Source organism: Streptomyces sp. TAA486 (assembly GCF_000426165.1).
The window spans coordinates 267,187-280,572 of sequence record NZ_AUEV01000008.1 but is presented as its reverse complement, the minus strand read 5'-3'; the positions used below and the strand labels follow the sequence as shown (position 1 = coordinate 280,572).

Annotated in this window: 13 protein-coding genes; 6 read left to right on the top strand and 7 right to left on the bottom strand. The window is 71.0% G+C overall.

The window, feature by feature from the left end; genetic code table 11:
* Positions 1-101 precede the first annotated feature (101 nt).
* The gene (locus tag I004_RS33870) at positions 102-518 is read right to left on the bottom strand and encodes an SLOG family protein (protein WP_037976122.1); all 417 of its coding nucleotides are present in this window, start codon (positions 516-518) and stop codon (positions 102-104) included.
* A 653-nt stretch (positions 519-1,171) separates the two neighbouring features.
* Between I004_RS33870 and I004_RS33865 the strand changes: the two genes are divergently transcribed.
* From I004_RS33865 to I004_RS0113985, 5 genes are all read left to right on the top strand, one after another.
* Entirely contained in the window at positions 1,172-1,939 is a 768-nt protein-coding gene (locus I004_RS33865) for a TetR/AcrR family transcriptional regulator (RefSeq protein ID WP_078511160.1), read from the top strand.
* 151 nt (positions 1,940-2,090) lie between these two features.
* A complete protein-coding gene (locus tag I004_RS0114000) occupies positions 2,091-3,200 on the top strand; it encodes a glycosyl hydrolase (RefSeq protein WP_028436018.1) in 1,110 nt (369 codons plus the stop codon).
* A 51-nt stretch (positions 3,201-3,251) separates the two neighbouring features.
* A complete protein-coding gene (locus tag I004_RS0113995; RefSeq protein ID WP_028436017.1) occupies positions 3,252-3,929 on the top strand; it encodes a uracil-DNA glycosylase in 678 nt (225 codons plus the stop codon).
* On the top strand, positions 3,926-4,969 hold the full coding sequence (locus tag I004_RS0113990; RefSeq protein ID WP_078511158.1) for a BadF/BadG/BcrA/BcrD ATPase family protein: 1,044 nt from the start codon (positions 3,926-3,928) through the stop codon (positions 4,967-4,969). The genes I004_RS0113995 and I004_RS0113990 overlap by 4 nt, the downstream gene beginning before the upstream one ends.
* Positions 4,970-5,075: 106 nt before the next feature.
* Positions 5,076-6,077, top strand: coding sequence for a hypothetical protein (locus tag I004_RS0113985; RefSeq protein WP_199779389.1), 1,002 nt, complete (start codon positions 5,076-5,078; stop codon positions 6,075-6,077).
* A 219-nt stretch (positions 6,078-6,296) separates the two neighbouring features.
* Here I004_RS0113985 and I004_RS0113980 read toward each other — a convergent pair whose 3' ends face one another.
* On the bottom strand, positions 6,297-7,376 hold the full coding sequence (locus tag I004_RS0113980; protein WP_028436014.1) for a lactonase family protein: 1,080 nt from the start codon (positions 7,374-7,376) through the stop codon (positions 6,297-6,299).
* Between the two features lie 156 nt (positions 7,377-7,532).
* Between I004_RS0113980 and I004_RS0113975 the strand changes: the two genes are divergently transcribed.
* Positions 7,533-8,216, top strand: coding sequence for an HAD family hydrolase (locus I004_RS0113975; protein WP_028436013.1), 684 nt, complete (start codon positions 7,533-7,535; stop codon positions 8,214-8,216).
* 17 nt (positions 8,217-8,233) lie between these two features.
* Here the strand turns inward: I004_RS0113975 and I004_RS0113970 are convergent, their stop codons facing one another.
* The 5 genes from I004_RS0113970 to I004_RS0113950 are packed head-to-tail and all read right to left on the bottom strand — an operon-like array spanning position 8,234 to position 13,373.
* Positions 8,234-9,430 (bottom strand): MmgE/PrpD family protein, encoded by a 1,197-nt coding sequence (locus tag I004_RS0113970; RefSeq protein ID WP_199779388.1) that lies wholly within the window; start codon positions 9,428-9,430, stop codon positions 8,234-8,236.
* The gene (locus tag I004_RS0113965; RefSeq protein WP_028436011.1) at positions 9,427-10,734 is read right to left on the bottom strand and encodes a TRAP transporter large permease; all 1,308 of its coding nucleotides are present in this window, start codon (positions 10,732-10,734) and stop codon (positions 9,427-9,429) included. The genes I004_RS0113970 and I004_RS0113965 overlap by 4 nt, the downstream gene beginning before the upstream one ends.
* A complete protein-coding gene (locus I004_RS0113960; protein ID WP_028436010.1) occupies positions 10,731-11,327 on the bottom strand; it encodes a TRAP transporter small permease in 597 nt (198 codons plus the stop codon). Before I004_RS0113960 ends, I004_RS0113965 begins: the two co-directional genes overlap by 4 nt.
* A 10-nt stretch (positions 11,328-11,337) precedes the next feature.
* Positions 11,338-12,369, bottom strand: a complete 1,032-nt coding sequence (locus I004_RS0113955) for a TRAP transporter substrate-binding protein DctP (protein WP_028436009.1) — start codon at positions 12,367-12,369, stop codon at positions 11,338-11,340.
* Positions 12,366-13,373: an LLM class flavin-dependent oxidoreductase gene (locus tag I004_RS0113950; protein WP_051345012.1), complete on the bottom strand. Its 1,008-nt coding sequence runs from the start codon at positions 13,371-13,373 to the stop codon at positions 12,366-12,368. Before I004_RS0113950 ends, I004_RS0113955 begins: the two co-directional genes overlap by 4 nt.
* Between the last annotated feature and the right edge of the window lie 13 nt (positions 13,374-13,386).

Here is a 13,386-nt window from a genome sequence, read left to right as displayed (position 1 = left end):
GCCGCGCCGCATGCGGTCCCGCCGCGGGAGCGTCTGCCGATGATGCCGGACTGACCTGCCACGCAGATGGCCAAGGCCCCCGGTGTCGGCGGGATCCTTGGTCATTCGGTCCATTTCCTGACGGCGATGCCGTCCCTCTGGGCAAGGTCGGCGGTGTGGTGGGCGCCGTGGGACTCGTGAGGCTTCGGTCGACGGCACCGTGCAGACGCGCAGTTGTCGATGAAGACGAGGCACAGGTCTGCCCCGAGTTCGACCATGTGCTGGTTGCGGATGAGTCCGGCGCTACGGCCGTGGGTGTCCCAGTCGGCGGGGTTCGGCTCCTGCGCGACGTCGTTGTGTTCGGCCCAGTCGGCTGCGATCTTGTCGACCCCCGTGGGGCAGGCGCCGTGAACGACGACGATCCCTTCCGCGCCGTCTTGGAGGGCCGCGCGCCAGGCCTCCAGCAGGGCTTCGGCGATGGTCTGCTGCTCGGCCCAAGTACTGGAGCCAGTCACCAGGACCCGACGCACATCGGTCACCTGGTCTCCCGTCCTTCTCGTGCAAGCTGTGCGAGTGCCGGCGCCACGGGCATTCGCACGTGATCTTCCTCGACGTGGGTGTGGCATTGCCCCGAGTCCAGCCTATCGACGCGGGCCTCGCCACCCATCAGGAATGGTGCTGACGATCACCCACGCTGCCTGTGCGTCGGTGAGTTGGCCGGGCTGAGGCGCGAGCACTTGCACCGCGATGACAGCCGGGGGCGTTGAGCCACCTGCTCGCACACCACGATGCCGATGAAGCCGGACATCGCCACGTAGCAGCAGCGGCTGCGGGAAGAAGTCGAACCGCGTGGCAGATCACCACCGGAGTGGGACCGGGAGTGGGAGAAGCTGCCGGCCCGCCGCGGTACTTCGTAGATCGTCTCCCACCTGTCTCCCGAAACCGTTCGGAGGCGCCGATGCGGCAGCCGGACGGGGGTGCAGTGACGTGCGTTCAGCGGCGGGAGCAGGGAAGTGCCGCCGCTCCTGTGCAGGTGCGAGCGGTGAATCCGGGCACAGAACAGCCGGTATTGGGCGATCCCCCGCGTCGCCCAATACCGGCGGTCGCGCCGGAAGCAGCCTGGTCGGGGGCGTGCGTCCGAAGTCGCCATGAGTATATTGGCTGGGAGCCAGTCAACATAGGAGTTAACAGAATGTCCCCTCGGAGCGCCTCGGTCAACGAAGAGTTGCGCCGACGCTCGCGCGAGCGGTTGCTGCAGGCGACGGTCGATCTCGTCGGCGAGCGGGGCTTCGAGGCGACGACCCTGGGCGACATCGCGGACCGGGCCGGCTCCGCGCGGGGGCTCATCTCCTACTACTTTCCTGGGAAGCGGCAGCTGTTCCAGTCCGCCGTCCACCGCCTGATGCACCTCACGCTTCAGGAGGCCCTGGAGCGTGAGCCTCTGCCGGAGGGTCCGGGCGCGGGGAACGAGTCCCTGGCGCGGGCGATCGACGCCATCCTCGGACTGGCACAGGACCGCCCCGTCCTGATGCGTGCGCACATGGCCGGAATCCTCCAGCAGGAAGGATTCGTCCAGTGTCCCGAGCAGCAGCGGCTGGCCGCTCTGCTGAGGGGGACCGTCGAACGGTACGGATCACCCGACCCGGACGCCGACTATCCGCTGCTGCGCGCTCTGTTGATGGGTGCCGTGGTCGCCGTGCTGATTCCCGGTGTGCCGATGCCCGTCGCGCGTCTGCGTGCCGAACTCTTCGCACGGTACGAGCTGGACTGGGCCCTGGGCCGGCCGCCCGCGGAGAGCCCGGCAGGCAGCGAGCACCGGGCGCAGGCAAGGCGGCTGCCCGCCGCAAGGCCTCCGGCCGCGCCGGAGCCCCTGGCGGAGCCGGAGCCGCAACCGTACGAGCTGCTGCGCCAGCCCAAGCCCACCGTGGCCCCGCCGCCCCACCGCCCCTCGGCGAACTGAGGGCCGGGCGGTCACGGCGGCCGGGGAAACGGCCGCACGCGCCGCTCTCACCTGCGGTGACATCCGCAGCGGCGTCATTGTCAGTGACCGGGTGCAGACTGTGCCCACCTCAGAAACCCCTGACAAAGACGTCATGGAAGCAGGATCAGACATGTCAGACGTACTTCTCGCAGTGGGCACCAGGAAAGGGCTCTTCCTCGCGCGACGGCCTGTCGACGGTCGGCGAGGAGCGGGCTGGGAGTTCGACGGTCCGCACTTCAACGCGCAGGCGGTCTACTCGGTCGGCTTCGACACGCGCCGCGCTTCTGGCCCCAGGATCCTCGTCGGCGGCGACAGTGCGCACTGGGGGCCGTCGGTCTTCCACTCCGACGACCTGGGCTCGACGTGGACGGAGCCCTCGGCGCCGGCAGTGAAGTTCCCGCAGGACACGGGGGTTTCGCTGGAGCGCGTCTGGCAGATCCAGCCCGGCGGGGCGGACGAGCCGGACGTGATCTGGGCCGGTACCGAACCGGGGGCCCTGTTCCGCTCGGAGGACGGCGGCATCAGCTTCGAGCTGGTGCGCGGGCTGTGGGAGCACCCCACGCGCAAGGACTGGGTTCCGGGTGGCGGCGGCCTCGGCCTGCACACCATCCTCGTCGACCCCAGGGACCCGCGCAGGGTGACCGTCGCCGTCTCGACGGGCGGGGCCTACCGTACGGCTGACGCCGGCAAGAGCTGGGAGCCGTGCAACCGCGGCGTCGAGGCGGTGTTCCTCCCGGAGAACATGCGCTTCCCTGAGTACGGGCAGTGCGTGCACAAGGTGGCGCGGGACGCCGCCGACCCGGACAGGCTGTACCTCCAGAACCACTGGGGCGTCTACCGCAGCGACGACGACGGGACGAACTGGACCTCGATCGGCGGGAGTCTGCCGTCCGACTTCGGCTTCCCCGTGGTGAGCCACCCGAGACGGGGCGGCGTCGCGTACGTCTTCCCGCTCAACGCCGACTCCGACCGGGTCCCGGCAGGGCGCCACTGCCGTGTCCACCGCACCGAGGACGCGGGAGCCACGTGGCAGGAACTCGGCGCCGGGCTGCCGGATGCGGCGCACTACGGGCCGGTGCTGCGCGACGCGATGTGCACGGACGGGGCGGATCCTGCCGGAATCTACTTCGGCAACCGCAACGGCGAGGTCTTCGCCAGCGCCGACGAGGGGGAGAACTGGCAGCAACTCACGGGGCATCTGCCGGACGTGCTGTGCGTGCGGGCGGCGGTGATCGACTGATGTGACCGAGAGGCCGGGGAGCTGCGTCCGGAGCCAGTAGAGTAACCGGCCGTGACTGCACGACCGTTGAACGAGATCGTCGAACCGGGCTGGGCGAAGGCGCTCGAACCCGTCGCTGAACGAGTCGCCTCCATGGGCGAGTTCCTCCGAGCGGAGATCGCCGCCGGGAGAACCTATCTCCCAGCGGGAGAGAACGTCCTGCGTGCTTTTCAGCAGCCCTTCGACGATGTACGGGTCCTCATCGTCGGCCAGGACCCGTATCCGACCCCTGGTCACGCGGTGGGGCTGTCGTTCTCGGTCGCGCCGGATGTGAGCCCCCTGCCGGGCAGCCTGGAGAACATCTACCGCGAGCTGGGCAGCGACCTCGGCCTCCCGCGGCCGTCGAACGGTGACCTGACGCCCTGGACGCGGCAAGGCGTGCTGCTGCTCAACAGAGCGCTGACGACCGCACCGCGGCGTCCTGGCGCCCATCGCGGCAAGGGCTGGGAAGAGGTCACGGAACAGGCGATCAAGGCGCTCATCGCGCGGGAGCGGCCGATGGTCTCGGTGCTGTGGGGCCGCGACGCTCGCAACCTCCGTCCTCTGCTGGAGAGCCGTCCCGTCGTGGAGTCCTCGCACCCCTCGCCCATGTCGGCGGACCGAGGGTTCTTCGGCTCCCGTCCCTTCAGCCGTGTCAACGACCTGCTCGCACAGCAGGGATCCGGCCCGGTGGACTGGCAGCTGCCGTGACCGCTCAAGGGCCTGGCCCGGGTCCCTCTCCACTCCCGGCGGACGGCGCGGCGCGGGAGCGGGTGTGGGTGCTGGGCGCGGACTCGGGCGGCTCGGGGCTGCGCGTCGCGCTGGCGGACGCCTCCCGGCCGGACGCGGCCCCGCGGACGGTGGGCACGGCCACCTCCTCCGAGCCGGTCCGTACCGGCCCGGAGGGCATCGACGCCGAACACATGCTGGCCCAACTGCTGCCGGCAGCGCGGCGTCTGCTCGCCGAAGCAGGCGAGGAGAGTGGGGGCCTGGACGCGGTGTGCGTGGGTGCGGCGGGAATGGCCACCCTGGGCGCGGACCTTCGGGCGGCGCTGCCCGGCGCGCTCACCCGGGAGTTCGGGACCCGGCACGTCGCGCTGGCCGCCGACGCGGTGACCGCCTATGCGGGCGCACTGGGTGAACAGCCCGGGGCCGTCGTCGCCGGCGGCACCGGGCTGATCGCCATGGGCACCGATCTGCGGGGCTGGCAGCGCGCCGACGGCTGGGGCCATCTGCTGGGCGACTGCGGTGGCGGAGCGTGGATCGGGCAGGCGGGTCTGCAGGCCGCGATGCGCGCGTTCGACGGCCGGGAAGGCGGGTCGCGAGCGCTCGAGGAGCGCGCAGAGGCACGCTTCGGCTCACCCCTGAGCGGACTGCCCTCGCAGCTGTATCCGCGCAGCGACAGACCCGCCGTGCTGGCCTCCTTCGCCCCTGACGTCGCCGCCTGCGCCGCGGACGGCGACCCGGTCGCCGGTGCGGTGATGGACGCGGCGGCGCACGAGATCGCCGCTGCCGCGACAGCCGTGTGCCCGTCCGGGGACGGTGCCGCCGTGGCACTCACCGGCGGCCTGTTCCGTCTCGGCGCCCCGCTCTCCGGGCCGCTGCGGCAGGAGCTGGACCGGCGGCTGTCCGGTGCGCGGGTCCTGACGCCCGAGGGCGGACCTCTCGACGGCGCGCTGCTGATCGCGGCCCGGCTCACCGAGGATGCGCTGCGACTTCCACCCGATCCGGTCTTGCTGGCCTTGAGCTGAGAAACCCGGCAAAGCAGAACAACCCTCCGCAGGATCAAAAGGGCATTTCCAGCCACTCTCCCCCGCCTGAACTGTGCGGTCCCACAAGGCGTTAACATGCGGGCGCATGAGCTCCCCCACTGACCCGGACAACGGCCTGCCAGTACGAATGCCGCGTCCACGCAGGCCCGGAAGGCACCGCAAGCCGGAGCCTGTTGTTGCACCAGAGAACGCCCCTGCGCTGGTCCTCGCCGTACCCGGCACCCCCTCCGGCGCCGTCCGCAGCATCGCCGAGGAGATCCTCAGCATCGCCCGCTCGGAGTTGCCGGGGATGGACGCACGGATCGGTTACGTGGAGGGCGACGGCGAGGAATACCCCACTCTCGGGGGTGTCCTGACGCAGACCGCCGCCGATCAGCAGGCCGCAGAAGACCGCGCCGCGGAGCTGGCCGCGGTCGAGGCCGCGGCCGCCGAGGACGGCGCCGCGGGCGCCCAGGGCGAGGCCGAGGCGGCTGCCCGCCAGGCTCCGAAGACCGGAGCGGAGGAACGCCTCGTCGCTCTCGTCATCCCGCTTCTCGCCGGACCCGACGCGGCCGGCATGCGGCAGATACGGCAGGCGGTGCTCTCCAGCGGAACGGGCGCGGAACTCACCGATGTGCTGGGCCCGCACCCGCTGCTCGCCGAGGGCGTCCACGTGAAGCTGTCGGAGGCCGGTCTCGCCCGCGCCGACCGCGCACGGCTCTTCACCGTCGCGACAGCCGCCGACGGCATCATCCTCGCCTCCGTCGGCGGTGAGGAGGCGGTGCAGGCGGCCGGCATCACCGGCATGCTGCTCGCCGCGCGGCTCGCCGTTCCGGTGCTCGCCGCGGGCCTCGACGAGGCGGGCGCGGTGGCACGCGTCGCCGAGCAGCTGCGCGAGGCCGGCTCCCAGCAGCTCGCCGTTGCTCCGTGCCTCATCGGCCCCGAGGTCCCGGAAGGGTTGCTCGACGCGGCGGCCGCGGAAGCGGGCTGTGCCGTGGCGGACCCGCTGGGTGCCTACCCGGCCGTCGGCAAGCTCGTCGCGTCCACGTACGCGGCCAAGCTGGGAATCCCGCAGCAGCAGTCGCCACAGGGCCTGGCGGCACGCTGACGCGGCGCCCAGGGGAAGGCTCTTCGGCTCGGGTTTCGGCTCGCGCCGGTGCGGAACGGAGGCGGTGTGCCCGTCGGGGAGGACGGGGCGCGCCGCCTCTCCGCGTGTCGGGGCCTTCGCGCCCGATGTGGTTCGCAGAGTCAGGGTCGGGCCGACGCCTGTGCTGCCGCCCTGTGCCGCAGCGGCCGTCCGGCCCGGGTGTTCCCCTCGTCAGGTGTCTCAGCCGAAGACGACGCAGCTCGCGGCCGTGACGGCGATGGTCCCCTCGCGGTGGGGTGTGCCGGTGACCTGGTCGATGCCGAACCACGTGACGTCGCCGGAGCGTTCGTTGGCCGCGTAGAGCCAGCGTCCGGACGGGTGCAGGGCGAGATCGCGCGGCCAGTGCCCGCCGCACGGCACGGTCCCGGTCAGCTCCATGGAGTCACCCGAGGCGGCGACCGCGAAGAGGGAGATGCTGTCGTGGCCACGGTTCGCGGCCCACGCGAAGCGCCCGTCCCGCGAAACGACCAGCGCCGAGGGGTAGTTGCGTTCGGGGGCCGCGCTGTCGGGCACGGTCGTCTTCTCGCTGACCGCTTCCAGGGCACCGGTCGCGGCGTCCCAGCTGCACACGGTCACGGACGAGGCCAACTCGTTGACGATGTAGGCGTGTTCGCCGTCGGGGTGGAAGATCAGGTGCCGTGGCCCGCTCCCGGGCCGCAGTTCCGCCTCAGCGTACGGGAGTGGTTCGCCCTCGGGACAGGCGTCGCGCAGGTCGTAGATCCACACCGAGTCGGTGCCGAGGTCGACCGAGAGCAGCCAGCGCCCGGACGGGTCGGGCACGACCGCGTGCGCGTGCGGCCCCTCCTGACGCTGCGTCTCGGGCCCGTCGCCGGTGTGCTGGTGCACCGACACATGGCTGCCGAGTGTGCCGTCGGCCCGCACGGGCAGTGCGCTGATGCTCCCGGAGCCGTAGTTGGCGGTGATGAGATGGCCCGCGGCGATGGCCAGATGCGTCGGCCCCCCGCCTCTCACGGGCGTCAGCTCGCCCAGCGGCTCGGGTCTGTCCCGGTCGGCGAGCGAGAAGGCGGCCGCGCCGCCCATTTCGCGCTCACTGACGGCGTAGAGGTGACCGCCGGGGCTGCCCGGCCCGCCGGGGCCCTCGGTCACCGTGAGGTACGAAGGGTCGGGGACGAGCGTCTCCGTGTGGTGCAGCTCCGTCAGCGCACCGCTCTCCAGGTCGATCGACGCGGTGGTGATGCCCCGGCCGCCCGCCGAGGTGAACGATCCGATGTACGCCCTGTCGGCCCACTGTCCGCTCACTTCACTCAACGCGCCGCGCCCTTCCTCCGGAGACAGTTCCGCGATCTTGGCCGACGGTAGCAGCGCCCGCGGTGGGGCGGGGCGTACTCGATCACACCGGCGCCGGGCCGGGCCCTGGTCACTCCCCCTCCCGATCGTGTTGGCACCCTGGTGGCCATGGACAGTTCCCCCGCCGCCGTGATCTTCGATCTCGACGGCACGCTGGTGGACAGCGAACCCCACTACTTCGAGGCGGGGCGGAGCGTGCTCGCCGCCCACGGCGTCACCGGCTTCACCTGGCAGGACCACACCCGGTTCATCGGCATCGGGACCAGGGAGACGATGGAGACGCTGCGCGCCGAGCACGGGATCGCCGCCCCCGTCGAGCAGTTGCTGGAGGAGAAGAACCGCAGCTATCTCCAGCTCGCGGCGAGCTCCACCTCGGTCTTTCCCGGGATGCGCTCTCTCGTGGAGCAACTGCACGGCGCCGCATATCCGTTGGCCGTGGCCTCAGGGTCCTCGCGTGCGGCCATCGACGCCGTGCTCGAGGGTTCGGGGCTGGCGCCGCTGCTACCCGTGCGGGTCTCGGCGGAGGAAGTCGCGCACGGCAAGCCGGAGCCCGACATCTTCCTCGAGGCGGCTCGGCGGCTGGGTGTGCCGCCTCGGCGGTGCGTGGCTCTCGAGGACGCTGCGCCCGGCGCTGACGCCGCCCACCGCGCAGGCATGCGCTGTGTGGCGGTCCCCTACGTACGCGGGACCGAGAAGGACCCGGCGTTCGCCTCGGCCGGGCTGCTCTTCGCGGGCGGCCAGGCCGAGTTCGACGCCAGGCGTGCCTTCGACTGGATCACCGGCCGGGGCTGACGCGCCGGGTACCGTCGTCAGCTCGCCGTGAGGGCGCCGCGGAGCAGTGGTGCGGCGGACTCCCAGGTCACTCCCATCACCTCTGCGGCGCGCTCGTCACCGACGCAGTCGGCGACCTTGGCGGCGTGTTCGGCGTCGTTGGCGGGCCGCTGGGGATGGCCGCGCGGCAACTCCATTGCCGCCTCTGCCCGTTCACCGCCGGAGCGTTCCACCACGATGCGCGTCTCGCCTCCCATGAGGCCGCCCTCGCCGCTGCCCGGGAGGACCCGCACCTCGGTGCGCTCCAGCAGTGTCCGCACCTCCGGGCGGACGGCCGCGGAGTCGGTGAAGTCGGCCATGCGCGGGAAGCCGTCGAGCAGGGTCGTCGCCACCGCGTACTCCATGCTGAACTTCGCCTCCAGCCCGGTGCGGGGCCGGTGGTGGATCAGCGGCTGCATGCCCGCCTCGGGCGTCACGACGGTGATCCGCTCGATGTCCTCGAACCCCCGCCCGTCACACGGCAGTTCGCGCGCCGCGCTGATGGGACGCTGCATCGCGTAGCAGCAGGGATGCAGTTTGACGGCCAGCCCGTCCGGTACGGCGGGTCCGCTGAGCACGGGTTCCGTGGCGCCGCCGACCAGAGTGAACCAGTCGTCCAGCGCTGCCGGTTCGGCCGTCGCACCCGCTGCCGCCAGCCGTGCCGCGCGTACGCCGGCGTCGGTCGCGAAGCCCACCTGGAGCGACTTCCCGGAGGTGCCGAAGGCCCGCTGGCCCCCTCCCGCCGCGGGCACCGCGAGTGCCATCGCCCGTCTGAGCCCCTCTGTATCGAGGCCGAGGGCGACCCCGGCGGCCACGGCGGCGGCCGGGGCTCCCGCGGTGCACGTGGTGTGCCAGCCGCTTCCGTAGTGACTCCAGCCCAGCGCCGTGCCGAGCCGGGCCATCACTCCCGCTCCCGCCAGGTAGGCGCCTGCTCCGCCCCCGCATGCCAGCGCCGCGTTGACGCATACGACGCTGACGTGCGAGGTGGAAGGCAGGTGGACGTCGTCGAAGTCCAGGACGTGCCCGGTGGCGGCCCAGCGCAGCGGCTCGGGCTGCCCCGCCGTCATCCCGGCGACCGGATCACCGGCCGCTGCGAGGGTGACGGCGAGAGTGTCCACCAACGCCCTGTGGGCTAGTTCCTCGTCGGCTTCGTCCACTTGGAGCGCGGCCGCCCAGTCGGCGAGATCCGCGATCACGCGATCAACCCCGGCAGCCAGGTGGCGAGTTCGGGCACGGCAGTGACCAGCGCCAGCATCCCGGCCTCGATGGCTATGTACGGGAGGATGCCGCGGAAGATGTCGGCGAGATCCAGTTCGGGCACGACGGATTTCATCGTGTACAGATTCAGCCCGACCGGCGGCGTGATCACCGCCATCTCGAGGTTGATCACCAGCAGCACTCCGAACCACAGGGGGTCGAAGCCGAGCCCTTCGATCGCCGGCACGAGGATCGGCGTCACGACGAGCAGCAGCGAGGCGGCGTCGACGAGGCAGCCGAGCAGCACGAGCACGAGCATCATGGCCGCGATCACCAGGTACGGCGAAGTCTCCAGGCCCACCACGAAGTTGGAGACGGCATCGGGGACCCGCGCCATCACGAGCATCTGTGTGAAGACGAAGGCGGCGCCGACGATGGCCAGGATGGACGCGGTGACGTGCGCGGTCGAGACGAAGATCGTACGGAGGTTCTCCCAGCCGAGTTTCCGGTAAACCCACCCGGTCACGGCGAACGCGGCCAGGGCGCCGACGGCAGCAGCCTCCGTAGGGGTGGCGAAGCCGGTGTAGATCGACCCGAGGACCAGGACGATGAGCACCAGCGCGGGCGAGATCTTCGTCAGGGCGGCGAGGCGTTCCCGCCAGGTGAAGCGCTCTCCCGCGACGGGCGCCGCCTCCGGTGACTTCTTGGCCTTCACCACCACGTAGAGGATCATGAACGCGGCGAGGAGCAGCCCGGGGATGATGCCGCCCGCGAAGAGCTCAGCGATGCTCACGCCCGTCACGGACGAGTAGAGGATGAACATCAGGCTCGGCGGGATCAGCATCGCCAGCGCACCGGAGGCCGCGACGGTGCCGCTGGCGAGGGAGGGGCGGTAGCCCCTGGCGAGCATCTCCGGTACTGCCATGCGTCCGATCACCGCGACCGAGGAGATGCTCACGCCGGACATGGCGCCGAAGACGGTGGAGGAACCGATGGCGGACGCTCCCAGCCCGCCGGGGACACGGTTGAACCAGCGGTAGGCCGCGCCGAACAGGTCGCGGCCCAGGCCGCTCACCGCGAGCACCTCGCCGAGCAGGATGTAGAGGGGTGCGGCGACGAGTGCGTAGTTCTGGAGCTGCGCGACGAGGGAGAGCGGCAACAGTTCGACGCCGGAGAGGCCATCCAGACCGATGAGTCCGATGATGCCGGAGACGGCGAGCGCGACGAAGATCGGTGTGCGCAGCGTGATGAGGACCAGGAGGAGTACGACCGCGAGGCCCGCTATGGCGGCATCGGAGATCATGAGCGGGCCTTCCCTTCTGCGGTGCCGGAGGCTGCGTCCCCGTCATCGGGAACCGGTGCGCCTTCCGTGGACGGTGCGGCCGTGGACGGTGGTTGGTCTTCCGTCGCGGCGTCGGCGGGCGGCGGTGGGAAGAGCACGGCCACGACCGCCAGAAGTACGCCGCTGACGAACAGCACGGCGTCGGGAATCCACAAGGGGATGCTGAAGGTGCCGGAGCCGGTCAGTCCGCCTTCGATCGCCACAGCCATCGAGCGGTACGCGGTCACGGCGAGCACGACACCGAGGAACGCGGTGGCGGCGGCGGTCACCAGGTCCGCGGCCCGGCGCAGCCCGGGCGGCAGCGCCCGGTGGACCAGGTCCATCGAGATGTGCCGCCCCTTGGCGTAGAAGTACGGGATCGCCAGTGAGGTCCCCGCGAGCACGCCGGCGGAGTTCAGCGGGTAGGCCCAGTCCGTCGGCGCGGAGAAGACGGCGCGGACGACCACGTCGTAGGTGATGGTGAGCATCATCAGTCCGACGACGGCCATGGCGACGACGGCGAGCGCGAGGGCGCAGGCCAGTACGTGTTTGCGTATCGAGTTCAGCGCGGTCATGCCGGGTCCCTCATGCTTTCCGGATGGATTCGACGGCCCGGTCGGCCGTGCGGGCGCCGAGGCGCTGCCTCCAGGACGTGCGCACCGGGGCTATCGCCTTGCGGAACGCCTCCATCTCGGCGCCCTCAGGCCTGACCAGCTTCACTCCGGCGGCCTCCACCTTGGGCAGGTACTCCTTCGTGTGGACCTTGACCATGTTTGCGGTGCCGTCGTCGTAGAGCTTCTTGCCGGCCGCGTCCAGGGCCGAGCGAATGGCAGGAGGCTGCTGCTCGTACCAGTCGCTGCGGCAGTAGGCGTCGACGGTGTAGGCGCCGAAGTGCCCGGCCGTCCCGTACCTGACGATCTTCTGCAGGTCCCTGGAGACGACGGTGCCGATGTAGCTCACGAGCCCGTCGATGGTCTTCTTCTCCAGCGCCTGGTAGACCTCGGCGGACCCCATGCTGACGGGCGCTCCGCCGAGGGCCTTGACCGTCTCGCCCTCGATCTCCCCGGCGACGCGCAGGCGCAGGCCGCGTACGTCCTCAGGCCTGCGGATCGGCTTGTCCACCGTCCACAGGTATTCGAACGTCGTGGGCATGCCGCCGAGGATGCGCACGCCCTTCGGCTCCAGGTTCTTGTTGATCAGCTCGTACTGGGGCTTCCCGGGTTCGATGGCGCGGCGGAGCTTGCCGTAGTCCTCCGTGACGAAAGGCAGTTCCATGGCGCCGAGCACCGGATACGTCGAGGAGACGTAGGAGCTGGTCTGGAAGATCACATCGGCCACTCCTGAGAGCAGTCCCGGCAGGAGCTGCTCGGCACCGAGGAGGGCTCCCGAGTCGTACATGTCCAACTCCAGCCGCCCGCCGCTGCGTTCGGCCGCGGCTTCGTTGAACATCTCGATGCCCGGGTACAGATCGCCGTAGGAGGAGGGCAGATAGGTCGCCACCCTCGACTTCCGGCCCGACTTCGCGCTCGCCGGTGCGCACGCGGAGGCTCCTGCCGCGGCCAGGCCCAGACCCGCCGCTGACAGGAAGCTCCGCCTTCCCATATCTCTTGTGTTCATTGGAATACCTCGTCCGTAAGGCGTTTCAGGCTGGCCATGACCTTCTCCTGCGGCATCCCGGGCCATTGCGGGCGGAGCAGGATGTTCTCCGGTGCCACGTGAGTGATGAGGTCGGCGAGCTGCGCACGGCACGCGGCGGGGCCGCCGAGGATGAAGCGGCCCTTGCGCAGCTTGTCGAATTCCGCGTCGAAGCTCTGCGACGGCGGCAGCACCTGGTCCTGGCCCCAGGCGCGGTAGGCGGCGTACTTCACGGTCATCGCGGCACGCACGTCCTCGACGGCCGCCTCGTCGCTCTCGCCGACGTAGATCTCCTGCAGCACCTGTACGGGTGCCTCTTCGCGGCCGTACTCGGCGCAGGCAGCCCGGTAGAGGGCGACCTGGCGGTGCAGATAGTCCCGGTCGACGTGTGCCGCGGCCGCGATCCAGGGCAGCCCCATCCGCGCCGTGCGGCGCAGCGCTCCGTCGGTGTGCCCGGCGAGCCAGACGGGCGGATGGGGGCGCTGCACCGGCCGCAGGACGGGCCGCACGGCGTCGAGTTCGACGTGGTCGCCGGTGAAGCTCACCTCGTCCTCGGTCCACAGCCGGCGCACCAGGTCGAGGTTGTCCAGGAAGCGGCGCAGCCGCGCGTGACGGGGCACGCCGAAGGCGTCGAACTCCGTGTCGCGGTAGCCGAGTCCGGCTCCGACGGTGAGACGTCCTCCGCTGATGATGTCGAGCGTGGCGAGTTCCTCCGCGATGTCCACGGGGTTCTGGAGCGCCATGAGTGTGATCGCCGTGCCGATGCGCATGTCGCCGGACTCGGGGACGATGCGCGAGAGGACGGCGAGCGGGTGCAGGTACTGGAAGGGGTCGGCCAGGTAGTGCTGCGTCGCCCACACGGAGGAGAAGCCGGCGTCACGGGCGAAGCGCACCTGTTCCACCTGTTCGGCGAAGCGCGCCACCACGTCGTCGTCGGAGGTGAACTGGCTGCACAGCACCAGCCCGTAGCCGGGAGCCGAAGTCATGTCCGCTGAAGCC

Coding starts and splice junctions, on each gene's coding strand:
- I004_RS33865 (WP_078511160.1), top strand. CDS start 1,172: ATGTCCCCTCGGAGCGCCTCGGTCAACGAAGAGTTGCGCCGACGCTCG.
- I004_RS0114000 (WP_028436018.1), top strand. CDS start 2,091: ATGTCAGACGTACTTCTCGCAGTGGGCACCAGGAAAGGGCTCTTCCTC.
- I004_RS0113985 (WP_199779389.1), top strand. CDS start 5,076: ATGAGCTCCCCCACTGACCCGGACAACGGCCTGCCAGTACGAATGCCG.
- I004_RS0113975 (WP_028436013.1), top strand. CDS start 7,533: ATGGACAGTTCCCCCGCCGCCGTGATCTTCGATCTCGACGGCACGCTG.
- I004_RS0113965 (WP_028436011.1), bottom strand. CDS start 10,734: ATGATCTCCGATGCCGCCATAGCGGGCCTCGCGGTCGTACTCCTCCTG.
- I004_RS0113960 (WP_028436010.1), bottom strand. CDS start 11,327: ATGACCGCGCTGAACTCGATACGCAAACACGTACTGGCCTGCGCCCTC.
- I004_RS0113955 (WP_028436009.1), bottom strand. CDS start 12,369: ATGAACACAAGAGATATGGGAAGGCGGAGCTTCCTGTCAGCGGCGGGT.
- I004_RS0113950 (WP_051345012.1), bottom strand. CDS start 13,373: ATGACTTCGGCTCCCGGCTACGGGCTGGTGCTGTGCAGCCAGTTCACC.